Source organism: Streptomyces sp. Z423-1 (assembly GCF_013009255.1).
GTDB classification, from domain to species: Bacteria; Actinomycetota; Actinomycetes; order Streptomycetales; family Streptomycetaceae; genus Streptomyces; species Streptomyces gossypiisoli.
This window is the reverse complement of sequence record NZ_CP053109.1, coordinates 4,310,761-4,332,739: the sequence shown is the minus strand read 5'-3', so window position 1 is coordinate 4,332,739 and position 21,979 is coordinate 4,310,761. Positions and strand designations below refer to the sequence as shown.

Below are 21,979 nucleotides of genomic sequence, written 5' to 3'. Positions count from 1 at the left end.
GAAAAGCGAAAGTGCCTTCTGAGCTGGGAAGATGAGGCTTGTCGAAGGTCTCTGTCATCACAGCAGGAAGGCACTTTCTGCGTGCACCCTACCCGGTCGCGTCCCAAGCTCGTCGTGTCGGCCGACGGTCACGGGGTGGCCAGTCACGCCGGATCCCGCTTGCTGGCCGATCTCGCCGATGTCACTGGCCTGACCAGCGCCTTCACGGACGCACTCCGTCGGCTGCGACCGCGTGGCACCGGGCACGATCCCGGCCGGATCGCGGTCGATCTCGCGGTCATGCTCGCCGACGGCGGCGATGCGATAACGGACCTGGCCCTGCTGCGCGACCAGGCGGAGGTGTTCGGCCCCGTCGCCTCCACGCCGACCGCCTGGCGCCTGCTGGCCGGCATCGACTCGGCTGCACTCGCCCGCCTGCGCTCGGCCAGGGCCACCGCCCGGGAGGTCGCATGGCTGCAAGCCGCCGAGACCAGGGCAGGGATACCCGCAGCCCGCGCGGGCGGACGCGACCTGCCCGGTCTTGTCCTGGACCTCGACGCCACCCTGGTTACCTGCCACTCCGAGAAGGAGCAGGCGGCGGCCACCTACAAGCGCGGCTTCGGCTACCACCCATTGCTGTGCTTCCTGGACAACACCGGCGAAGCCCTGGCCGCACTGCTCAGGCCCGGCAACGCCGGTGCCAACACCGCCGCTGACCACATCACCGTCCTCGACCAGGCCCTTGCCCAGATCCCCGACGCACACCGCCACGGCACACCCATCCTCGTCCGCGCGGACAGACAGTGCCGGAGGAGCGAAAGCGTTCCTGGACCACGTGCGGGCCCTGCGCTCATGTGGGATCCTCACCTACTTCTCCGTCGGATACGCCGTCACCGAGTCGGTCCGCCAGGCGATCCGGGCCCTGCCCGAGCAGGTCTGGCATCCCGCACTCGAACAGGACGGCACCCTGCGCCAGGGCGCGGAAGTCGCCGAGCTGACCGGCATGATCGACCTGGCCGGCTACCCCGACGGCACGCGCATCATCGTCCGCCGTGAGCGCCCGCACCCCGGCGCCCAACTGTCCCTGTTCGACCGGGACGAGGGCATGCGCCACCAGGTCTTTCTCACCGACACCCCCTACGGCGAGGGCTCCCTGCAGCACCTGGAGGTCCGCCATCGGGGCCACGCCCGCGTTGAGGACCGCATCCGCTGCGGCAAGACCACCGGCTTGGGCCGCTTCCCCTCCCGTCACTTCGCTGTCAACCAAGCGTGGCTCGAGCTCGCGCTGACCGCCACAGACCTGCTTGCCTGGACCCAGACTCTGCTGCTGGAGGGCGAGTTGGCCACCGCCGAGCCGAAAAAGCTCCGCTACCGGATCCTGCACGCAGCCGCCCGCATCACTCGCGGCGGCCGCCGCATCCGACTGCGGATCGCCGCGAACTGGCCCTGGCGGCACGAACTCGCCAGTGCGTTCGCCCGCCTCACGGCACTGCCACGACCGGCCACCTGACCTGCGGCACCGACCCTGCCCGCCCCAAGACCCGAGGAACCCTGGAGCACCCGGCCCGAGCGTCGGGCCCCAGCCATGCCCGCCGAGCGACCAGCAACCGACACCACCGGTCCACCGCCATCAGCGCAGCCCAGCCATCCGAAGTGAAACGGGGAGGCTAACACGCCATGGCCTTGTTCCCCCCGATCGGGCGCCGAAGCTGCCTGCGGGGGTAACCGGCGTCTGGGTCGGGTACCTGTCCGACCACACGCAGGTCCTGCACTGGGACACCGAGACCGGGTGGACCTGCCACCTGTTGACAGGCACCTTGCCGTCATCCATCTGCCAGCGGTAGCGCAGAGACTCCGCCCGCCGGGTACCTGGGGCGGAGCCTCTACGATCACTGCCGCAGGTCGGCTCGACTGGCGGTCACAGCTCCTTCGCGAAGGCGTCCTGGTACGCCGCCCCCCTCCGAACACGTTGAGGTCGACGTGTCCACTCGTATAGGTCATGTCCGTCACTTCGGTGATCCGCGCGCCGTTCAGGAGCAGCTGGATGCGGTTCCCCTCGGCGCGGATGCGATCGGATCACGGGGCATCGAGAACTCCATGACCTAGTCGAGGCCAGCTGGTGCGTCGATGACCTCGATGCTGGTCACACCGCTTGGTTGAGCCACGTACGCGGGAGGGAGCATCGCCGCACCGAGGAGGTCGCGGTCAGGCCGGCGCCGAAGGAGGCCAGGTCGGACTGGACGCAGTTCGCGTTCGAAGTGACCGACGCGGACTTCCCGGCCCGGCTGGACGGGCCGGGCCGGGAACCGTTGATCTGCTGACCGATCGACGGGGTTGTCGATGAGCGGTGAGCTCAGGGATACGAGACCACGTTGGACGGGATGGTCGATGTGCCTGAGGTCGGCGCGCCGGTGTCGTTGATGACGTGTTCGTACTGGCCGTTGCCGCCGAGTGAGACGACCAGGAGGTGGTGGAATTTCACGCCCGGTGTGTTCGGGGCAACGAAGCCGTTGTGCTGGACGATGGTCGGGTCGACGTTGTAGTTGCAGTAGCTGCCGAGTCCCCATGCCTCGTGTGTGGTCACCGAGTCGGCCACTTTGTAGGCCGCGTAGCCGTTGACGGAGCCGTTCTGGATGGCCGCCTGGTTCGGGGCGTCGTACGCCTTCTCGTTCTGGAAGAAAATGGTGCGGCCGCGCTGTCCGTTCCATTGCACGTCGTACTTGTTGAAGTGCTCGACGAACAGGCCGGTGGCGAGGACGTCGTCGCCGTTCACGACGACGCCGTAGTCGGCCCGGTTGGTCTCCCAGCCCACGCCGTCACCGTGGTCGGCGCGCCAGAGCCAGGTGTGGTCGATGATGGTGTGACGACTGTTGATCACCATGCTCGTGGTTGCCTTGCCGGGGCCGGTTCCACCGATGCGGATGAACACGTCCTGCACGGTGATCGGGTTGACGCTGTGGCCGGCCGAGCAGCCGGGTTCGCCGACTTCGAGCAGGGTGCGGGAGTTGACCGGCCCGGCGTCGATGAGGAAGCCGGCCAGGCGCACTCCGTCGACGTCGGCGACCTTGAGGGCGGTGACGCCGTTGTTCGGGATCAGCGTGGCGTAGCCGAGTCCGAGCACCACCGTGTTGGGCCGCCTGACGCGGACCGTCTCGTCGAGGTGATAGATCCCCGGGGTCAGCAGCAGGTGGAGTCCCTGGGCGAGTGCCCGATTGAGAGTGGCCGCCGTGACACCCGGTTTGGCCACGTAGAACCGCGACAAGGGCAGTGAGGTGCCTCGCGGCGTGCCGTTGCCCCAGCTGACTCCGCGGGCGTTGGTGCGCTTCGCGGGCAGGAAAACCCGGTACTCGCTTCCCCGCAGGTAGAGGAACGGCTTCTCACGCGAGATGGGGGTCGTGTCGAGTGTGGTGTAGGGCGGGGTGGGGAAGCTTTGCGCGGGTGCGCCTTCGACGCCGGAGAACACCATGTTCCAGACGGCGTTGAGCCACCCGCCGATCGCGCTGTCGCGGGTGTACCACTGCTGCTGGGAGTACGGTCCGACGTGGCCGTCGATGCGGCTGTCGGCGATGTAGCCGCCGCTGGCCCAGCCGTAGCCGGTGGGGGCAAGGTTGAGGTTCCCGCGGACGTGCATGCGCCGGAAGGGCGCCGCCTGGGAGACGGCCCAACGGTTCGTGCCGTTGGCCGGTACCACCGCGAGGTTCTCGGCGGACCGCCAGAAGTTCGACGTGGCCTTGCCGCCGTTCCATTCGGCGTCGACTGTGATGTCGCCGTTGATGGTCGTCTCGTCGGGAGTCAGCCCGAGGCCGGCGATGGAGGTGTGGAACCCGATCTGGGCGTTGAGGCCGTTGTAGGTGCCGGGCTTGAACAGGAACGCGTAGCGGCCGGTGCCGAACTCGTCCGATTCCTGTTGGTGGAAGACCTTGTCCAGTGTGGACTGGATGCCGGGGGTGGACGGGTCGAAGACGATGACGTTCGGGCCGAGATCACCGCCGCCGGTCAGGGGCTGCGGCGGCTTGGTCTGTGGGGCGGCTGACGCCGGCCCGGGAAGGGTGACTGCTGCGGCGGCCGCGGCGCCTGCCGCACCGAGAACGGTGCGGCGGGCGACGGCTGGACGTCCGGACGGGGAGGGATTCGAGGCAGGGGTCATGGGACTGTCTCCAGGTTCAGGATATGAGGGGACAAAGTGGGTGGAGAGTGCGCTCTCGGGTCGAGTGGTTCATTCGGGAACGGCAGGAATGCGGCGGCCTGGCGGAACTGGGGATCGTGGGGGCGTCGTCCTCCACGGCCGGGATGTTCTGCCGGAATTCGCGGTAATCGCACGCTGGTTGGGCGGCGTTTACGCCGCGCGGCCTTTCCCGTTGAGCGTGTCGGTGCCGAATTCCTTGATCTCAAGCGGCAGGAGCTGCCATGCGTCGATCGAGTAGTTGAGCTGTGCGCCGGGCGCGGTGTGCGCCTGCAGGTGCCAGGGGCCTTCGCCCACCGGGTAGAAGCGAACGGTGAGGACCTGGCCGGTCGAGAGGAAGATCTCGGCGATGGAATGGTCGACCACGACGCGCAGGTCGACCGGCCGACCGCTGGGGCAGGGCATCGTGTAGGCGCCGCCGTGGGCGCGAGGGTCCAGTGAGGCGTTGTCGCGGTTGACGACCAACTGGCCCGCGTCGGCGTCGAGGAGGATGTCGAGGTACTCGGAGTCGTCGGGAGCGGTGACCAGGCGCAGGCCGGTCTTGCCGGTGGCTTCGAGACGAGCCGTGAGGTCGAAGCTGCGGCTGACTTCGCCCAATTCCACTGGAGCGGACTCTGCGGCCAGTCCGGCTGCGTGGACGGTACGTTCCCCGCGTAGTGCGAGCAGTTCCGCGGCGGGCCGCTGGTGTATCCGGCCGTCCTCGGTCAGTTCTATCTCGCGGGGGAGCGTGAGCGTTCCGGCCCAGCCTTCGGCGTTGGACCACTCCTGGTTGCGGGCTTCCCAGGACCAGCCCCACAGCAGCCATCTGCGGCCGGGTGCGCGGAGCAGGGCGGGGGCGTAGAAGTCCGGGCCGTGGTCGAGGAGTTGGGGCGGGTCTGCTTCGAAGACGTCACCGCGGTCCTCACCTGCCAGGGCCAGCACGCCTTGCGGGCCGTCGCGTTCGTACCAGGCGGAGAGGATGAGGGCACCTCGCCCGGAGGCCGCTGGCAGGTACTGGGGGCACTCCCAGCCTTCGCCGGTGAGCAGTCCGGCGTCGCCGACGGGTTGCGGTGCGCGGGCGAAGAAGGGGCCCCGGTAGGTCCAGGTCTGCAGGTCCGGTGAGTCGTACAGCAGGGCCGCGGCGCGGCCGTCGGCGAGTGCGGCGCCGACCAGCATCCGCCAGCTGTTGCCGTCCTGCCAGACGTAGGGGTCGCGGTACATGGTGGTGCCGTCGGGCGGCTCGGGTATGAGGAGGTCGCCGCGGGGGCGGAAGGTCAGGCCGCCGTCGCGGGAGATGGCGGTGGTGACCAGCTGGTGCTGCGGGCGTTCCTGGCGGTGCGCGGAGTAGAAGGCGACGAGCCGGTCACCGTCGGAGACGGCGTTGCCGGAGAAACAGCCGTCGGCGTCCTCGCCCCCGGGGGTGGGGGTAAGGGCTAGGGGCAGCGGCTCCCAGCTCACTAGGTCAGGGCTGCGGAAGTGGCCCCAGTGCATGTGGGCGTGGTCGGTTCCGTACGGGTTGTACTGGTAGCAGACGTGGTAGTGGCCGTCGTGGTGGACCAGCCCGTTGGGGTCGTTGATCCAGTTGCGGGGCGGGCGCAGGTGCGCGACGGGGCGGTGCCGGTCGCGGTCAAAGGGCGCGGTGGACACACGCGTGCCTTTCGAGGTGTTGGAGAGCGTCGGAGGGGTGAGGGTGGCTCAGCGGAAGGAGCCGGCGACGATGCCCTCGACGAAGTACCGCTGGGCGGCGAGGAAGATCAGCACGCTGGGGATCAGGGCGATGATCACTGCGGCGAGCACGATGGAGACGCTGCCGGTGCCCATGTTTCCCTGCAGGGTCACCAGGCCCAGGGGCAGGGTGAAGTTGTCGGTCGACTGCAGGAAGATCAGCGGGCGGAAGAATTCGTTCCAGTAGGCGGAGAAGGTGAGCACTCCAAGGGTGGCCATCGGGGCGCGCGCCATGGGGGCGTAGATGCGGGCGAAGACCTGGAAGTGGGAGGCTCCGTCCACCCGTGCCGCCTCGCCGAGTTCGCGTGGCATCTGCAGGAAGTACTGCCGCATCAGGAAGGTGCCGAAGGCGCCTCCGACGGCGGGCAGGACGAGCGCCATGCGGCTGTCGGTCAGGCCCAGGTACTTGATGATCAGGAAGACCGGGATGATGGTCGTCTGGATCGGGACCATCATGGTGGCCAGGATGACGGCGAACAGGGCCTTGTTGCCGCGGAAGCGGACCATGGCGAAGGCGTAGCCGCTCATCGTGGAGGTGATGAGCTGGCCGACCACGATGAGTCCGGTGACGATCACGCTGTTGAGGAAGAACCCGGTGAAGGGGACCTTGTCGAAGACGGCCTGGTAGTTCGACCAGACCGGATCCGTGGGGATCCACTGCGGCGGATTGTCGAAGGACGTGGCCGGGGTGCGCAGGGAGGTGGCCAGGGCCCACACGAGCGGCGCCACCACCAGCACGGCCGTAACCGTCAGCACGGTGAGCGACAGCAGACGTCCGATGCGGACCCGCCGGCGTCGGCGGGGGGCGCGGGCGGTGGTTGCGGGCTGCTTGTCGAGGATGGCGGTCACGAGTAGAACACCCACTTTCGGCTCACCGTGAACTGCACGGCCGTGATGATCAGCAGGACGGTGAACAGCACCACGGAGATGGCCGAGGCATAGCCGAACTGGAGGTTCTGGAAGGCCGTCCGGTACACGAGCAGCACGGTGGTGTAGGTCGACTCGCCGGGGCCGCCCTTGGTCATCACATAAGGCTGGTCGAACAGCTGCATCGTGTTGATCAGTCCCACGGTGGAGGCGAACAGCACGGTGGGGCTGATGAGGGGCAGCTTGATCCGCCAGAACATGCGGGCGGGCGATGCGCCGTCGATCTGCGCGGCCTCCAGGACGTCGCCCGGCACGGAGCCCAGGGCGGCGACGAAGAGGATGAAGGTGAAGCCCAGTTGCTGCCACACGGCGACCAGCACGATGGTGGCCGTCGCTCCCCCGGTGGAGCTCAGCCACGAGACCTCGGGCAGGTGGAGCAGGTCCAGGTAGTAGTTGATGACGCCGAACTGGTCGTTGAACACGTACGCCATCACGATCGAGATGGACGCCGCAGAGGCCAGCATCGGCAGGAAGAACGCCGCGCGGAAGAGGTGCTGCACGATCTTCGACGCCCGCTGGGCGACCAACAGCGCCAGTCCCAGGCCGAGGGCGACCTGGAGGAAGACGATGATCACGGCGAGACCGGAGGTCACCAGCAGCGAGTGGGTGACCGTCTCGTCGCTCAGCAGCGCGTCGAAGTTGTCCAGCCCGACGAACTCGGGGCTGGAGATGGCGTCCCACTTGAACAGGGCCAGGACGAACGAGGCGAGGATCGGCGCCACGGTGAACACGACGACCACGACCAGGGCCGAGGCCACCATGGCGTAGCCGAACAGGGTCTCGCGGCGGGAGCGTCGGTTCTGGGCGCGGCGACGCAGCGCCGCGCTCTGCTCTTCCTGTTGCCCGGGAGGGCGGCCGGACCGCGCGCCCGACGGGGCGGACGCGCGGCCACGGTTTCGGACAGCCTGTGAAGCCTGTGACATCAACGCCTCACCCTGTCTTCATGGCGGTCTCGAGGTCGCTCTGCAGACCGTCCAGGGCCGCCTTCGCCTTGCCCGAGGACATCGCCTCGGTGGTGCGCTTGTTCAGCGCGATGGCCATCGCCTGGTAGTACGGCGGGGCCGGGATCGGCGCGGTCTCGGGGAACTTGGTGAGGGTGTCGTAGAAGACGTGCCAGTTCTCGGGACCGGTGGTCGAGTACCTCTCGGCCGTCATCATCGACTTGCGCGGGAAGGTGGTGGTGTTGCCCGGCATCAGCACGTCCAGGTTCTTCGCCGACACCAGGGACTTCACGAACTCCCAGGCGAGGTCCTTGTTCTTGGACGACTTGAGGATGCCGTAGCCGCCCGCGCCGAACAGGTGCCGCTGAGTACGCCACTTGGGGAAGTACTGCACGTCGAAGGAGCCCGTCTCCATGCCGGCGTTGTGCAGGCCACCCGCCCAGAACCCGCCGCCGACCGACATGCCGATCTTGTTGCTGGCGAACAGGCCCTGCAGCGTGGCGCCGCCACCGACGTCAGGCTTGGCCGACAGGCCCTCCTTCTGCAGCTGGATCATGTAGTCGAGAGACTCGACGACCGGGGCGGAGTTGGCGGTCGGATCCCCCCAGCGCCAGCCGCCCTTGCGGCCCGAGGCGGCGGGGTCGTTCGGGTAGAAGGTGTTCCACAGCCAGTCGCCGCCGTCCCACTTGCCCTCGGTCAGCAGGTTGCCGCCGTTGGCGTACATCCAGGACGTCCAACTGCCCCACAGCCGCACCACCCAGTTGTAGGGGACGGCCGAACCGCCCTTGCGGGCAATCTTGGTGGCGATGTCGTAGAAGTCGTCCTTGGTCCAGTCGTCGGCCGGGCGCCCCACGCCGGCGCTTTCCAGCAGGGAGGTGCTGTAGAACATGTTGCCGGCGTTGAAATCGGTCGGCAGTTCGTACAGGTGGCCCTGGTACATCATCGCTTCGATCAGCGCCGGGTGGACATCGGCGAAGTACGACTTGAGCTGGGAGGCGTCCCGCTTCACGTAGTCGTCCAGCGGTTCGGCCAGGCCCTTGGCCGCGAAGAGCTGCAGGCCCTCGGTGGCGACGGAGGCGATGTCGGGGGCGTTGCCGGCGGCGATCTGGGTGAGCAGCTTGCTGAAGAAGTCGTTCCAGTCCGTGCCCGAGATGCCGGTGAACTTCACCTTCATGCCGGGGTGCGCCTTCTCGAACGGCGCGGCCACCTTGCTCAGCTTGTCCGCGGACGCCTGGTCGGTGAAGACCAAGACGTTCAGCACGTTCGAGCCGGAAGAGCTCGACGAGCCGGAGGAACAGGCGGAGGCCAGCCCGCCCACGCCCGCCACCGCGGCGGAGGCGACGCCGGCTCTCAGCACGCCACGGCGGCTGAACGGCTCCTTGAAAATGCCAGAGGACATGCGTGTACCCTCACTGTGTTCCAAGTACTGACAGGGATGACGACCGGTTGCGACGGTCGCCTGTCGTAGTGCGAAAGCTTCGCCGTCCCGGGTTCAGAGCCGGGGCGGCGAAGTGACCGATGCCCGCGCCACCAGCGGGCAGTGGAGCACTTCCTGTGCGACCGGGCCTGGTGGCGAACCCGGCGTTCCGGTGAGCGCGAGCAGCTGTGCGACGGCCCGCGCCCCCATCTCGTAGTGCGGAAGCTGGACCGTGGTCAGCTGGGGGTAGAGCGCCTCGGCGACCAGCTCCTGGTTGTCGAACCCCACGACCGACAGGTCGTGAGGGATGGACAGTCCCAACTCCGCGGCAGCCCGGTAGGCGCCGGCGGCCATCCGATCGGTGTAACAGAACAACGCCGTCGGGCGCTGCTCCGCCGTCAGCAGACGCCGGGCGGCCCGGTAGCCCGAGTCCACATCACCGCCGACCGTGTCGAACGGCACCGCCGTCTCGGCGGCGACCAGGGACGGGTCGTAGGGGATGCCGGCCTCGGCCAGCGCCTTGCGGTAGCCCTCCAAGCGGCCCTCCCGGGCGGGAAGGTCGCGGGTCTGCACGGTCACGCCGATCCGGCGATGGCCATGGTCGATCAGCTCGCGTACCGCCGTGTAACCGCCCTGGACCTCGTCGGGCACCACGAAGGGGACGGCGGGGTCGTCGCAGCGCGCGTCCAGCAGTGCGGTGGGCGTCGAGCGCAGGGCCTCCGGCAGTTCCACGATGCGGTGGTACATGGCCGCGTACAGCACGCCGTCCACCTGCCGCTGGAGCAGCATCTCGATGCTGGTGCGCTCCAGTTCCGCATCTCCGCTCGTATTGACCAGCAGCAGCACCAGGCCCTGGGCCGCGGCGGCCTCCTGGGCACCCAGGATCATCCGGCCGGCATGGGGGGTGGTGGCGATCTCGTCGCTGACGAAGCCGATGGTCTGCGACCGCTGCGTCGCCAATGCCTGCGCCAGACTGTTCGGCGCATATCCGAGCTGCTCGGCGACCCGCCAGATGCGCTGCTGGGTCTCCTGGCTGATCCGCTTGCCCTCGACCCGGTTGAGGACGTGCGACACCGTCGCCTTGGACACACCTGCCGCGGCAGCCACGTCCTTGATCCCGATCCGGCGCGCCATCATCCCCGCCCATACTGGTTGAAACCGGGTTGCCTAACCGGTTAGGCAACCGTGTGCACATGAGAGTGCCTTCGGCCAAAGCTCCTGTCAATGGCTGGTTACAAACTCATGTCCAGGCATTTGCGAGGGGTGGTGCGTACCCACGGTCCCGGGGCGCCGTCGGCCGGCCATCGAACGGGAGCTGGAGTCGGAGGAGTGGCTTGCGGCACTACCGCGCTTCCCCGGCTGTTGTTCGTCCTGGACAGCACCGGCCCCACCCAGCTCCTCCGGCGCAGCACGGCCCCGTCCCGCTCGCCGGCGCGTCGCCGGACTACTGACTTCCTCGGGGTGTTGTCGGGGGTGGTGACGGGTGGTGATCCCTGCGGTAGGCCGGTGGTATGCGGTACGCGTGCGGGGCCGCTCCTGGCGCCGCTGGTCGATCGCCGCGATGTGCTGCTACAAGCCGGGTGAGAACTCCCGGTTGATCTACCGGCCGCGCCGCCACCGCGAACACAAAGGCAAGGGACGCGACACCTTCGCCTGGAGCGACTATCGCGACCTGGTCGTCCGGGCTCACATCCAACTCCAGGCACCTATCGTGCTGATCTGGGACAGTCTCAACACCCGTCGGGCAGCCGGGATGCGTGAGTACGCGGCCGCACACGACTGGCTCACTATCATCCAACTGCCTTCCTGTGCCCCGGACTTGAATCCGGTCGAGGGTGTCTGGTCGCTGTTACGGCGCGGACCGCTGGCCAACACCGCCTTCGCCGACGACGAGCACTTTGAACGCACCCTCCGCCGGGGCTTACGTCATATCCAGCTCCGGCCCGCCCTCATCGACGGCTGCCTGGCCGGCACAAGACTGACCCTCACCCAGCAGCCGAAAACAACCCGAGGAAGTCAGTAGCCACCGAGGCGACCACCGGTCTGCTGCGTCGGCCCGAGGCCGGCGGACGCCAGCCTCGGCACTCGCGGTGGTCCCACGGTGTCGATCACACGCGAGGCCGGTTCAACAGCCGGGAGAGCACGATGGCGCTCTCGGTCCGTTCCACAGGAGGGGTGGCGCGCATGCGTTGGATGGCCTGTTCCAGGTGGGGGATGTCGCTGGCGAGGATGTGGACGACTGCGTCGGCGGCCCCCGAGACGGTGCAGGCTTCGACGACCTCGGGGATGGCCTCCAGGGCCTGGCGCAGTTCGGCGGGGGTGGGATTGCCGGTGCAGTAGACCTCGACGAAAGCCTCGGTGTGCCAGGCCAACGCCTGAGGATCGACGAGAGCGGTGAAACCGCGGATCGCTCCGGTAGCCACGAGGCGGTCGAGACGCCGCTTGGCGGCGGGCGCGGACAGCCCGGACGCCTTGCCGATCTGGGCGTATGTGGCCCGCGCGTCGTGCAGCACGTACCGGACGATCGCTTGATCGATGGCGTCCATGACCTCACTCCAGACATCAGAACCTGCGGCCCAGCGCAAGAAATGACCACGGGCCCGCTGACATTGCAAGAAAGCGACAGTAGGCAGCAGCAAATGGCGATTGCTTGCGTTGTCCGCCGAACATAGTCTCCGGCTTGTCCTGATGTCACGTGCTGGGAGCAGTGTTGAGATGACAGCAAGCCTGAGCGATGTGGAAGCCTCGGCACTGGCCGCGGTGGACGAGGCGGCCATCGCCCGGCTGCTGCTGGAACTTCTCGTTGTTCCGAGCGTGACGGGGAGCGCCGCGGAGTCCGAGGTTCAGCACGTCCTGGCCCGGCATCTGAAGCGGATGGACCTCGATGTCGACCTGTGGTCCATGAACCTGCCCGAGCTACGTGACCATCCCCGTTTTCCCGGCAGCGAGGCCCCGCGCACCGAGGCGTGGGGCCTGGTGGGCGGCACGGTGCCCCAGGGCGACGGGCCGACCCTGATCCTCCAGGGGCACGTCGACGTCGTCCCTTCCGGAGACCTGGCGCGTTGGGAGGGTGACCCCTTCCGCCCTCGGGTCACCGGGGACGTGGTGCACGCACGAGGAGCGTGCGACATGAAGGCGGGGGTGGTGGCGATACTCGCCGCCCTGGCCGCGATACGGGAGGCGGGCGCAAGGTTGCGCGGCCAGGTGTCCGCGCATTTCGTAGTCAGCGAAGAGGACGGGGGACTCGGGGCGTTCGGCACCCTCCAACGCGGTCACACCGGCGACGCCTGCATCATCACCGAACCGACCAGCGGCGCGGTCATGACTGCGAACGCCGGCGCCCTGACCTTTCGCATCCAAGTACCCGGCCGGGCCACCCACGGCAGCACCAGATACGTGGGAGTGAGCGCCATCGACGCATACCTGCCCATCCACCGCGCGCTCGCCCATCTGGAAGCCCGCCGCAACGTCGGCGCCGACCCGCTCATGTCCGAATACCCCATCCCCTACCCGCTGTCCGTCGGTACCGTCCATTCCGGCGACTGGGCCAGCAGCGTGCCCGACCTCCTGGTGGCCGAGGGAAGACTGGGCGTCCGGCTGGGCGAGGATCCGGCCCAGGCACGCACCGAACTGGAGGCGTGCGTGGCCGAAGCCTGCGCGGCCGACCCCTGGCTGCGTTCCTACCCCGCCACGGTGACGTGGCCCGGCGGACAGTTCGCCAGCGGACGGCTGCCGACCGGGCATCCGCTCGCGGCCCAGGTCGCCGACGCGCACGCCGACGTCACCGGCGGCCCGCGACCTTCCGAGCGAGGCGCCCCCTACGGCAGCGACCTGCGACTGTACTCCGGGGCGGGCATCCCTACGCTGCAGTACGGCCCCGGCGACGTACGCCTCGCACACGGTCCACAGGAACAGGTCCGCGTGAGCGACATCGTCACCGTCACCCGGGCACTCGTGCTCGCCACACTGCGCACGGTCGGCACCAAGTAGTAGCCCCCGGCCTCACCCCCTACCGGCTGCTTGTGACCCGGTGGAAGTGACTGTTGGGGCGAGCCGGAGGCGGTCGGAGGGGCGGCCAGCGGCGGTTCCGACAGTACGGCAGTCCTCGGCCACCGGCCCGAGAGCGATCACCGCAGTCCTCTCACCACGGCCGAACCGCCTACCTGCCTCGTACCGGATCCGCTCACGAAGCCGTCGCCCCTCGGCGGTCAGCCCGCCACCCTGCGCGTACCGCATACCACCGGCCTACCGCAGGGATCACCACCCGTCACCACCCCGACAACACCCGAGGAAGTCAGCAATCAGGCCGTGTCGACCGAGCGAGGAACCAATCCGCCAGTAGTGAAAGGCGGTTGTGCACGGTTCTCACTGGCAGGCCCTATTCCGCAGCCCGCTCCGTCGTCTTATCCTCGCGATCAGCCGAGGGAGGGGGACCAGTGGCGACAGAGGCGACGAGCTGGCAGCAGGAACAACTCAGTCGTGCCTACGTGCACGTCCTCGCCACACAGGGCGGCTACACGATCTGTGACTGGAACGTCGACAAAGACGGCGTTGATGTGACTCTGCGCTCACGAGGCTTAATGGTTGACATCCAACGCCACCACCAGGCACCCTCCTCACGTCGAGTTCAACCGTGCCGCGATCGACATCGTGGACCGCGTATCGGCACAACTGAAGACGCGCGTCTACACCAGCCGACACCTGATCTACGGCATCGTCACCGACCTCAGCCGTCACCCCGAGGACGAGACCGGCCGTGTAGGAGTCCAAACGCTGATCAAGCGACGCAGCAGGACTGTCTGGATGGACCTACATGACACGGATTACCACACGGCCGTTCAGTGCCACGACGCTGGCATACCGGTCCGCGTCCAGGGTTCGCTGACCAGCCCACCCGGTGGGCACGCCACGATGGAGGTCGACGACTTCGGCCCCGATCCCTCCCTACCTACAGGTCAGGGCCAGTAATGAATCGAGATCCGCCTTCGGCTTCTACTGCCAGGCATGAGTGGTACGTACCCGGCGGAGTCCCCGTCTCATAAGTTCTGCAGGTCGCTCGGCCAGCAAATCCGTTTTAGAGTGAAATGATCAGTCTGGCGGCAGGGGTGATGTCAGTGCCGTAGGGAAGAATCCCTTGCTGTGGGGAGGGAAAAACCACACCGCGTACCCAGCCAACCGCGAGCCTTCCGGCCTCCCCCTGCTGAGGTTGCGAGCCACTGTCATCCTGCTCCTGGGAGTCCTTAGCGGTGTCGGCGCGGGCGTCCTCACCTTCTTCGCTGGCAACGGCCTCGCCACCTGCACGATGGCCAGTTGCGGCTCCGCCCCGATGGCCGTGCTCTTCTTCCACACCATCATCAACTGAGCCCGCAGTGATGGTTCCTCCGCCGATCACGACTGCAATACCCTGATCCGCCCGACAAACAGGTCAAGTTGCCGCGCAACGGTTCGGGCAGGTGAGCCGCCCGAAGAGGCGCAGATGCGGGTCCGTGCCCAAGCCGTGCCCATAAGACCGGTAAACCACGGTCAACAGCGGTGCGATCCCGCGGCCCCCAGCGCCACATAGGAGGACAAACGCCCAGCTCAGAAGCCATCCGCCTCCCCAAGCGCCGTCGCTTCCCAAGCTGAGAGCGCGAGTTCGATTCTCGTCACCCGCTCCATGATGAAACCCCAGGTCAATGGCCTGGGGTTCGTTTGTTGTCTAGTCCAATTTGAGGGTGGCGTGCCCTTACGACGATCGGCAGAGCCGGTCAGGTTCCGTCGATGAGCCGCTCGGCAACGTGCCAGCTGGGATGCCCTGGCCAATCCCGCAGGAACCGTCCGAGTCTCCGGGGTACTTGATCCACAACAGGTAATCGGCTCCGGCGACACCGATCGAGCTGGGGATGCCGAGCGACGGCCAGCCGGATTGCACCAGTTGACGTGCTGGCCGACCGCGTCCATGGCACCGTTGCCGTTTCGGGCGGCGTCCACCACGAAGCCCTTCCCGGCCACGCCGAGCCGCGCCAATGTTCGAGCGCTACTTGGGCACGCCGGCGCCCAATCGTCTCGAATACCGAGACCCATTTCAGGTCAACTGGGTCAGTGCTGATGCTGCTATGCATGGAGTCGCCTCTTGGAGGAGCGCGGCTTGGCCCCTACCACCGTCGACCGTTACGACCGGACCGGCACCGCGTCAGGCAGGCACCGAGGGCGAGGTCCCTCGGAAGTCCCTGCGCAACGGCATGCCGGACCGGCCGTCATCGCCGGTCCTGACCGCCAGCACCTGGTTGACGCCCATCGCGTTGTTCTCGAACCCGACCGCCGAGGCAGCCATGTACAGGCGCCATACCCGCGCCCGCCCGGGCGAGGTCAGCTCGACCGCCTCGTCCCAGTGCGCTTCGAGGTTGGCCACCCACTCACGTAGCGTGAGGGCATAGTGCTCGCGCAGGGACTCGACGTCGCGCACCTCGAAGCCCGCTTCTTCCAGCAGCGACACGGTGGAGCCGACGGGAGCCAGCTCGCCGTCGGGGAAGACGTACCGGTCGATGAAAGGATCCATTCGGTACTTTCCTTCGTCCCGCACAGGGCGCCGCGCTATCTGGTGGTTGAGCAAACGCCCGCCAGGCTTCAGCAGTTGGTGCAGTATGTCCGCGTACGCGCGGTACCGCTTCCCGCCCACGTGCTCGGCCATACCGATGGAGGAGATCGCGTCGAAGGGGGAGTCGTCGATCTGCCGGTAGTCCTGCACCCTGATCTCCACCAGGTGCTCAAGCCCCGCCGCGACAACACGCTCGCGAGCCAATGCCGCCTGCTCGACCGAGATGGTGACCCCGACGACCCGTACGCCGTAGCGTTCGGCCGCGTGTATGGCCAGCGAGCCCCAGCCGCAGCCCACGTCCAGCAGCCGCTGCCCCTCGCGCAGGGCGAGCTTGCGGCAGACCAGGTCCAGTTTGGCCTCCTGCGCCTGCTCCAGGGTGCCGCCGGAGCCGGAGGCCGGGTCGCCCTGCCAGTAGGCACAGGAGTAGACGAGCGAGGGGCCCAGCACCAGGGCGTAGAAGTCGTTGCCCACGTCGTAGTGGTGACTGATGGCCGCCTTGTCACGGCGCAGGCTGTGCGCGGGACCGCGACGGCGCACCACCTCTTCGGCGGGCGGTGCCGGAGGGAGCCCGATCCCCGCGAGGCCGAGCGTCCGGCTCACCGTACGCAGGCTGCCGGGTGTGGTCAGCACGCTCAGCGCTCTGCGGAGCGCCGCCGTGCGGCTGCCGGGCTCGTCCCGTTCCCACAGCAGTGTCGAGATTCGCTTCAGCAGTTCGTACAGGTCGCCGTCGACGTCGAGGTCTCCGGCCACCCAGGCGCGGGCGAGCCCCAGCTCGCCGGGCCGCCACAGCAGACGCCGCAGGGCTTCGCGGTCGCGCAGGACGAAGGCCGGCCCGTCCTCGGGACCGGCCGTGCTGCCGTCCCAGAGGCGGATTCCCACGGGCAGGGGGAGACCCAGCACCTGTTGACTGAAACGGGTCAGAACCGCTGCGGCTGCTTCGGCCATGCGCACTTCTCCGTTCAACACAGGGGGTCCCGCCCGTTTCGTACTGCGGTGGGCCTGGCAAGGTTCCACCGCGGCGCGGCCGGCGCCGGTGAGTATATGCAGACATTGATTGAAACCTGAACAGGTCTTTTTTGAGCAGCCGATGGGGGGCATGGTCGGGTTATCCGGTCCGGGTCACGACAGGATCGCTGCGTCAGGCCGTCGCGACCGCGGCTCCCCTCTCCTCCGCCAGCCGCAGCGCCGGCCGTGAAGCCCCGCTGGGGACCGGAGCCGCGGTGCGGCGTCGTGATCGGGAGCGGCGACCTCAGGCCATGGCCAGGACGGCTGAGACCAAGGCCCGCAGGCAGACGCGCTCGGCTTCCTCGTCCGGCAGGGAGAGGTGCTGCATCGTCAGTCCGTCGAAGCCGGCCAGGAAGAACCTCGCGATCGTCTCGGCGGGCTGGCCGAGCTGGTGACCGGTGCGTTCGGCGGCCTGGTCGACCAGTTTCGTCGTTACTGCCAGGACCTCGCTGTAGTGGCTCTGAAGAGCCTCCTTCAGGTGTGGCGTACGCATGGCGAACATGCTCAGCTCGGTGAGCAGTTGGTGCGAGGCGGGCTGTTCGAGCACGGTCCGCCAGAGTGCTTCGGCGAGCGTGACGATGGTTTCCTCGAAGCTCGCGTCCGTGGGCGCGGCCTGTGTCACCTGGGTGATCAGGTCGTGCGTGAGCTGTTCCATGACGGCCCGGTACAGCTCCTCCTTCGTGCCGAAGGTGTAGTGCACGGTCGCCTGTGCCACGCCGAGCTCGGTGGCGATGGCGCGGGTGCTGCCGGCGGCGACGCCCTCCCTGGCCATGAGGGCGATGGCCGCCTTGATCAGTTGGGGGCGGCGCTCCGCCGCGGACACATGAGCCATGACACGATTCTATCCGACTCAGTCTGTCGATCAGGTCGCTCGACAAGGCCAGAAACCGCCGCCTGTCAGAGGGCGATCCTCGATGCCTCGGAACGGAGCAGGACGTCTAGGGTGGTCATGAGGTGCGCCCACCGGCTTTGGACCGGGCGGAACTCGAAGGTGTTGGTGACGTCCTGGAGCGGGGCGAATCCCGGTGCCGGTGTCGACGCGGCGCTTGAGGGGTTCGATCTCCCTGACGGTCCAGACCGAGTCGGTCTTGAGGGGGCCGAGGGTGCGGTTGCGCTCGGCGTAGGTCTTGCCGACGGTGGCGACGCCGTGGTGGTCGGTGACCTCGATGGCTCCGGCGACCCACTCGGCGTACCGGTCGGTGCGGGAGATGACGTCCCACACCCGCCCGAGGGGGCGCCGATGACGGCCTGTTCGGATCGTGGTCCTTGCCGCGCTCATCACGTGTGCCGGCGTCTTCGGCGGCAAGCTCGACGACCGCTTCACCGTGCCGGGCACCGAGTCCCAGCCGCGTGGGCACGTTTCGGCAGGACACTGCCCGCAGCCCAGCCCCCCCCGGAGCGGGCGCCCAGCTCGTCTTCACGGCCACTGAGGGGCACCGCGTCACGGACGCCCCGTACCTCGCGGCCACGCCGGATCCGAGGCGGTGGTCGCGAAGGCGCCCCAGATCAAAGCCGTCGTAGGCCCAGGCCTTTCCGTGGCTGTCCCGCCGACCGGAGCACGGCGATCGTGCAGGTGCAGTACTCGGTGCAGCGGGCCGAGGTACGCCCCTCGTCCCTGGACGTGATCGAACGGGCGGCCGAGTAGAGCGGGCTCAGGACCTCAGTCGGCGGCAGTGCATACGGCAGCAACGGCGCGCCCTCAGGCCCGTCATCCGGCCTCTGCCCCAGCGGTGGGTGATCGAGCGGACTACGCCGGCGGGCCGGCCGCGCTCCGCTACGGGATTGTGCCGGACGGGTGGTAATGCGCCACCCACCAGGCAGCGACCCGGGCGCGGGAGCGGAATCCGAGCTTGGCCAGGATGTGCTCGATATGGCGGTCCACCGTGCGCGGTGACAGTCCGAGCGCCGAGGCGATCTGCCGGTTGCTCATGCCCTCGGCCACCAGCGCGGCCACCTCCTTTTCCCGGGGTGTCAGGGGGCATGGGTGGGCAGCTGAGGCACTGCGCCCGGCGTCGGCCGACGCCGCCAGGGCCAATTCGACGGCACAGGCCGGACTGTCGTACTGACTGCCTTCCGTGATGGCCTTCTCGAACGCAGTCGGGCCGAGGGCCTCCACGGTTTCCTTCTCGAAGTGGGCCTGGAACTGGGACATATGAGGGCCGAACGCGCCGATGGATGTGCCGATGACCCGCCATAGAGCACGTGTCGCGCCCTGCAGACGGGCCGCCATCCGGTGGTCGCCGTAGGAGCTGGTGATCCAGGCGAGGAGGCCCACCAGCATCGCGCTTCCTATGGGGTCGTTGAAGCTCTGTTGAATCTCCAGCCCGGCCCGCGTCGACCGGACGGCGGCGTCGTAGTCGCCTTGTAGCCAGGCGTCGAAGCCGAGTGCCCACAGCGCGTAGGCGCGGCACAGCCACTCCCCGTGCGCCTCCGCCACAGCCACCGCCTGTCTACCGGTCTGCGCGGCGCCCGCGTCCCGGAGCTGCCCTTTGGCGACGGCCAGCAGAAAGAGCCAGAACACCGTCGCGCGTGTTTCGTTCAGCGCGTCCAGTTGGTCCACGGCCTGCTCGCACATGGCCACGGCTGCCTCCGGACTCCCCCGGAACAGTGCCGACATGCCGCGGAATCCCATGACCAGCGCCCGCGTTCGCTGATCGTCCAACTGATCACTCAGCGTCCCGGCCTCGTCGAGCCACCGGTCGGCCACTTCCAGATCGCCTTGAAGGAGCGCCACCCAGGCAGCCGCCACCAGGGCGGTTGCCCGCGTCCGGGTGGGTTCGGGCGAGGTTGCGAGCAGTCGGCCGAGCCAGCGGCGTCCGTCACCGAGGGCACCGCCGGCGCACCAGTGGATGCTCAGGGCCTCGGCCAGTGCCAGCGCCGTCCGGGCGTCTCCGGGGTCCGACGCCGCGGTCTGTGTCCGGTCCGGATCCTGGGCCGAGGCCCGTGCGTCTGCTCGTGCATCGCTGCGCTTCAACGCTGCCAGGAAGTTGTCGTGTTCGGTGCGAAGGCGTGCCAGTGCCGCTTCCTGTCCGGGACCGTACCAGCCGTCAGCGGTGCGCTTCGCGAGGGCGAGGAAGTACGCACAATGCCGCCGCCGCAGGACGGGCTCTTCTCCTGACTCCGTAAGCCTGCGCATCCCGTACTCACGAATGGTCTCCAGCATCCGGTAGCGGACCACATCCCCGCGCTCGACGACCAGGACGACCGACTGGGCGATCAAAGCGTCGAGGAGGTCCAGCACGTCAGAACGGGCGATCCCCTCACCTGGACAGACATGCTCGGCTGCCTCCAGGCTGAAGCCACCCACGAACACCGAGAGCCTGTTCCACAGGATGCGCTCGGCAGGAGAGCACAACTCGTAGCTCCACTCGATCAGCGCGCGCAGGGTGCGATGCCTGGGGCGGGCGGTTCGGTTGCCGCTCGTGAGCAGTGCGAAGCGGTCTTCCAGACGGTCCGTCAGTTGTCCGATGGTGAGGGTCCGCAGCCGTGACGCGGCCAACTCGATGGCCAGCGGCAACCCGTCCAGTGCGGCACACAGACGAGCCGCCTCGTCTCCATTCGCGTCACGGAGCCGGAATTCCGGCTGGACGGCGGCTGCCCGGGCCACCAGCAGGTCCACTGCCTCGTTCAGAGACAGCGCGGGTACATCGAACACGTACTCGCCGACGATGCGCAGCGTCCGGCGGCTCGTTGCGAGGATACGCAGCTGCGGAGCGGCCGACAGAAGCATCTGAGCCAGCTCCGCACTGGCATCCACGACGTGTTCGCAGTTGTCCAGCACGATCAGGGCATGGCGCCGGGAGAGATGAGCCGCGAGTTTCTCGACCACGGGTCTGGAACCGACGTCCCGCACGCCCAGAGCTGCCGCCGCCGCGCCGACCACGGCCTTCGGATCCAGTACGGGGGCCAGGTCCACCAGCCACACCCCGTCCGGAAAGGCATCGCCGGCCGCGGCAGCCGCCTCCAACGCCAGCCTGGTCTTACCGATACCGCCCGGCCCGGTGAGTGTCAGGAGCCTCGCGGCTCCGAGGAGACGACGGATCTCGGCGATATCGCGCCGCCGGCCGATGAAAGTGGTCAGCGCCGCAGGCAGGTTCCCCGCCCCTGAGGCCGCAACGGTCACCGGTGTCTCGCTCCCTGCTGTCTTTCCGCTGTCTTTCCGCCCGTCAGAAAACGCCACTGCGCGGAGGGCTGACAGCCATGGCCGCACCGCCGACTGTGCCACCAGGGGCACCACGTACAGCCAGTGGCCTGTCCCGGAAGGCCGTGGAAGCCGCCCGTGGCCAGGACGCCGACGTCCCGAGCCGGCAGCCGACACCTTATGCCCGCGGTCCCGGTCACGGAACGGATCCGCAGTGGTGACCAGGAACGCAGGGCCGGTGGGCCGCCCGAGCAGTGTCGGCATCGCGGCCGGCACGGTGTACGGGCGCATCGTGAGCGTCCTGGCCGGGTACGCATTCAGCTCCTGGGCCCGAGCCGGGACTCGAAAAGGGCCCTGCATCCCGAAGTCCCGTGGGCCCCCTGTAGAACTACCCATAGTCAAGAACAGGCCAGGCGTAGATGCTTCTCTGCATGAAGCGCACGCCGTCGGCACCGGTTGCGCGCCCATGGCCGTGGCGCGTGCCGTGGACGCCCCACCGGAGGGGCCTTGACCCCGCTGGGCCCGTCACCACGGGCATCGCGCGGCGGGACACCCAGCAGGACCAGGGGCAGGGCGCCGGTGGAACCGCCGCCCGAGTTCTCGGAGGGATTGCCGGACCTCCCACTGCGGGCACACTCGTTTGAGCCCCGCCGCACAGCCCGGCCCGAGCACGGGCCGCGCCGACGCCACCGGCCCTGACATCGGCGACACCGCCAGGCGGCTCCTCTTACCGCGCGGTCCGTCGGCGCCAGGATCTCCAGCTGACGCCACCGGCATCGTCACCCTCCCCCCTCCGTGCACCGCGGCAGGGCCGGCCGCGGTTCCCACCGGACACCCTGCGAGACCCCCCTTGTAAGGAACCGTCAGCAGTATGATCCCGCCCCCCACCGGCCTCAGAATCCGCTACTGCACCAGTGGCGTGGCCCGCCGTCGGCCGGGCACCGTTGCCTCCCTCGTCGACCTGGGTTCCGGCGGTGTGATCCGCTGCCCGCACCTCGGGCACCTCACTGCGCACGACGACGACCTGCCCCGGAGAGGCAACGCCCGCGTCCAGGGCCGCGCGTGGTCCGAGCTCGCCGTGACCATCGCGACCGAGACAGGCTCG

At 68.4% G+C, this 21,979-nt stretch carries 15 protein-coding genes and 2 pseudogenes; 6 read left to right on the top strand and 11 right to left on the bottom strand.

The genetic code is table 11. From position 1 onward, the window contains the following. Positions 1–81 precede the first annotated feature (81 nt). Together HJD23_RS19310 and HJD23_RS19305 are read left to right on the top strand one after the other, a co-directional pair. Positions 82–1,489 (top strand): annotated as a pseudogene (locus HJD23_RS19310) (IS1380 family transposase). 646 nt (positions 1,490–2,135) lie between these two features. Then, positions 2,136–2,300, top strand: a complete 165-nt coding sequence (locus tag HJD23_RS19305) for a hypothetical protein (protein WP_171109593.1) — start codon at positions 2,136–2,138, stop codon at positions 2,298–2,300. Positions 2,301–2,332: 32 nt separating this feature from the next. On the opposite strand, the gene HJD23_RS19300 is transcribed toward HJD23_RS19305, so the two are convergent. The 6 genes from HJD23_RS19300 to HJD23_RS19275 form a co-directional block, all read right to left on the bottom strand. Continuing rightward, positions 2,333–4,126 carry a coagulation factor 5/8 type domain-containing protein gene (locus HJD23_RS19300; protein WP_171109592.1) on the bottom strand — a complete coding sequence of 598 codons (1,794 nt, stop codon included), beginning with the start codon at positions 4,124–4,126 and terminating at the stop codon, positions 2,333–2,335. Between the two features lie 189 nt (positions 4,127–4,315). Next, a complete protein-coding gene (locus tag HJD23_RS19295; protein ID WP_171109591.1) occupies positions 4,316–5,788 on the bottom strand; it encodes a glycoside hydrolase family 32 protein in 1,473 nt (490 codons plus the stop codon). A 48-nt stretch (positions 5,789–5,836) separates the two neighbouring features. After that, positions 5,837–6,715, bottom strand: coding sequence for a carbohydrate ABC transporter permease (locus HJD23_RS19290; protein ID WP_171109590.1), 879 nt, complete (start codon positions 6,713–6,715; stop codon positions 5,837–5,839). Further along, positions 6,712–7,716, bottom strand: a complete 1,005-nt coding sequence (locus HJD23_RS19285) for a sugar ABC transporter permease (RefSeq protein ID WP_171109589.1) — start codon at positions 7,714–7,716, stop codon at positions 6,712–6,714. The genes HJD23_RS19290 and HJD23_RS19285 overlap by 4 nt, the downstream gene beginning before the upstream one ends. 7 nt (positions 7,717–7,723) lie before the next feature. Next, on the bottom strand, positions 7,724–9,133 hold the full coding sequence (locus HJD23_RS19280; protein ID WP_206326017.1) for a sugar ABC transporter substrate-binding protein: 1,410 nt from the start codon (positions 9,131–9,133) through the stop codon (positions 7,724–7,726). Between the two features lie 93 nt (positions 9,134–9,226). Further along, positions 9,227–10,288 (bottom strand): LacI family DNA-binding transcriptional regulator, encoded by a 1,062-nt coding sequence (locus tag HJD23_RS19275; protein ID WP_171109588.1) that lies wholly within the window; start codon positions 10,286–10,288, stop codon positions 9,227–9,229. Positions 10,289–10,712: 424 nt separating this feature from the next. Here HJD23_RS19275 and HJD23_RS19270 point away from each other — a divergent pair, with 424 nt between their 5' ends. Further along, positions 10,713–11,174, top strand: a complete 462-nt coding sequence (locus HJD23_RS19270) for a transposase (protein ID WP_206326142.1) — start codon at positions 10,713–10,715, stop codon at positions 11,172–11,174. 85 nt (positions 11,175–11,259) lie between these two features. Here HJD23_RS19270 and HJD23_RS19265 read toward each other — a convergent pair whose 3' ends face one another. Then, positions 11,260–11,697 (bottom strand): Lrp/AsnC family transcriptional regulator, encoded by a 438-nt coding sequence (locus HJD23_RS19265; RefSeq protein ID WP_171109586.1) that lies wholly within the window; start codon positions 11,695–11,697, stop codon positions 11,260–11,262. A 169-nt stretch (positions 11,698–11,866) separates the two neighbouring features. On the opposite strand from HJD23_RS19265, the gene HJD23_RS19260 reads away from it, so the two are divergent. From HJD23_RS19260 to HJD23_RS19250, 3 genes are all read left to right on the top strand, one after another. Next, positions 11,867–13,141 carry an ArgE/DapE family deacylase gene (locus tag HJD23_RS19260; protein ID WP_206326016.1) on the top strand — a complete coding sequence of 425 codons (1,275 nt, stop codon included), beginning with the start codon at positions 11,867–11,869 and terminating at the stop codon, positions 13,139–13,141. A gap of 594 nt (positions 13,142–13,735) precedes the next feature. Then, on the top strand, positions 13,736–14,119 hold the full coding sequence (locus HJD23_RS19255) for a hypothetical protein (RefSeq protein WP_240980750.1): 384 nt from the start codon (positions 13,736–13,738) through the stop codon (positions 14,117–14,119). A gap of 238 nt (positions 14,120–14,357) precedes the next feature. Further along, entirely contained in the window at positions 14,358–14,513 is a 156-nt protein-coding gene (locus HJD23_RS19250; RefSeq protein ID WP_171109585.1) for a hypothetical protein, read from the top strand. A 363-nt stretch (positions 14,514–14,876) separates the two neighbouring features. Here the strand turns inward: HJD23_RS19250 and HJD23_RS43910 are convergent. The 4 genes and pseudogenes from HJD23_RS43910 to HJD23_RS19235 all read right to left on the bottom strand — a co-directional run. Continuing rightward, a pseudogene (locus HJD23_RS43910) lies at positions 14,877–15,133 on the bottom strand (glycoside hydrolase family 6 protein); the annotation flags it as partial. A 190-nt stretch (positions 15,134–15,323) separates the two neighbouring features. Next, positions 15,324–16,673: a class I SAM-dependent methyltransferase gene (locus HJD23_RS19245; protein WP_171109584.1), complete on the bottom strand. Its 1,350-nt coding sequence runs from the start codon at positions 16,671–16,673 to the stop codon at positions 15,324–15,326. A gap of 304 nt (positions 16,674–16,977) precedes the next feature. Continuing rightward, positions 16,978–17,565 (bottom strand): TetR/AcrR family transcriptional regulator, encoded by a 588-nt coding sequence (locus HJD23_RS19240; RefSeq protein WP_031116104.1) that lies wholly within the window; start codon positions 17,563–17,565, stop codon positions 16,978–16,980. A gap of 942 nt (positions 17,566–18,507) precedes the next feature. Continuing rightward, entirely contained in the window at positions 18,508–20,856 is a 2,349-nt protein-coding gene (locus tag HJD23_RS19235; RefSeq protein WP_171109583.1) for a LuxR C-terminal-related transcriptional regulator, read from the bottom strand. Positions 20,857–21,979: the final 1,123 nt, after the last annotated feature.

What these genes read in the sequence shown, in the direction of transcription:
- HJD23_RS19265 (WP_171109586.1), bottom strand. Translation starts at nt 11,697, where the DNA reads ATGGACGCCATCGATCAAGCGATCGTCCGGTACGTGCTGCACGACGCG.
- HJD23_RS19270 (WP_206326142.1), top strand. Translation starts at nt 10,713, where the DNA reads ATGTGCTGCTACAAGCCGGGTGAGAACTCCCGGTTGATCTACCGGCCG.
- HJD23_RS19260 (WP_206326016.1), top strand. Translation starts at nt 11,867, where the DNA reads ATGACAGCAAGCCTGAGCGATGTGGAAGCCTCGGCACTGGCCGCGGTG.
- HJD23_RS19285 (WP_171109589.1), bottom strand. Translation starts at nt 7,716, where the DNA reads ATGTCACAGGCTTCACAGGCTGTCCGAAACCGTGGCCGCGCGTCCGCC.
- HJD23_RS19280 (WP_206326017.1), bottom strand. Translation starts at nt 9,133, where the DNA reads ATGTCCTCTGGCATTTTCAAGGAGCCGTTCAGCCGCCGTGGCGTGCTG.
- HJD23_RS19245 (WP_171109584.1), bottom strand. Translation starts at nt 16,673, where the DNA reads ATGGCCGAAGCAGCCGCAGCGGTTCTGACCCGTTTCAGTCAACAGGTG.
- HJD23_RS19240 (WP_031116104.1), bottom strand. Translation starts at nt 17,565, where the DNA reads ATGGCTCATGTGTCCGCGGCGGAGCGCCGCCCCCAACTGATCAAGGCG.
- HJD23_RS19275 (WP_171109588.1), bottom strand. Translation starts at nt 10,288, where the DNA reads ATGATGGCGCGCCGGATCGGGATCAAGGACGTGGCTGCCGCGGCAGGT.
- HJD23_RS19300 (WP_171109592.1), bottom strand. Translation starts at nt 4,126, where the DNA reads ATGACCCCTGCCTCGAATCCCTCCCCGTCCGGACGTCCAGCCGTCGCC.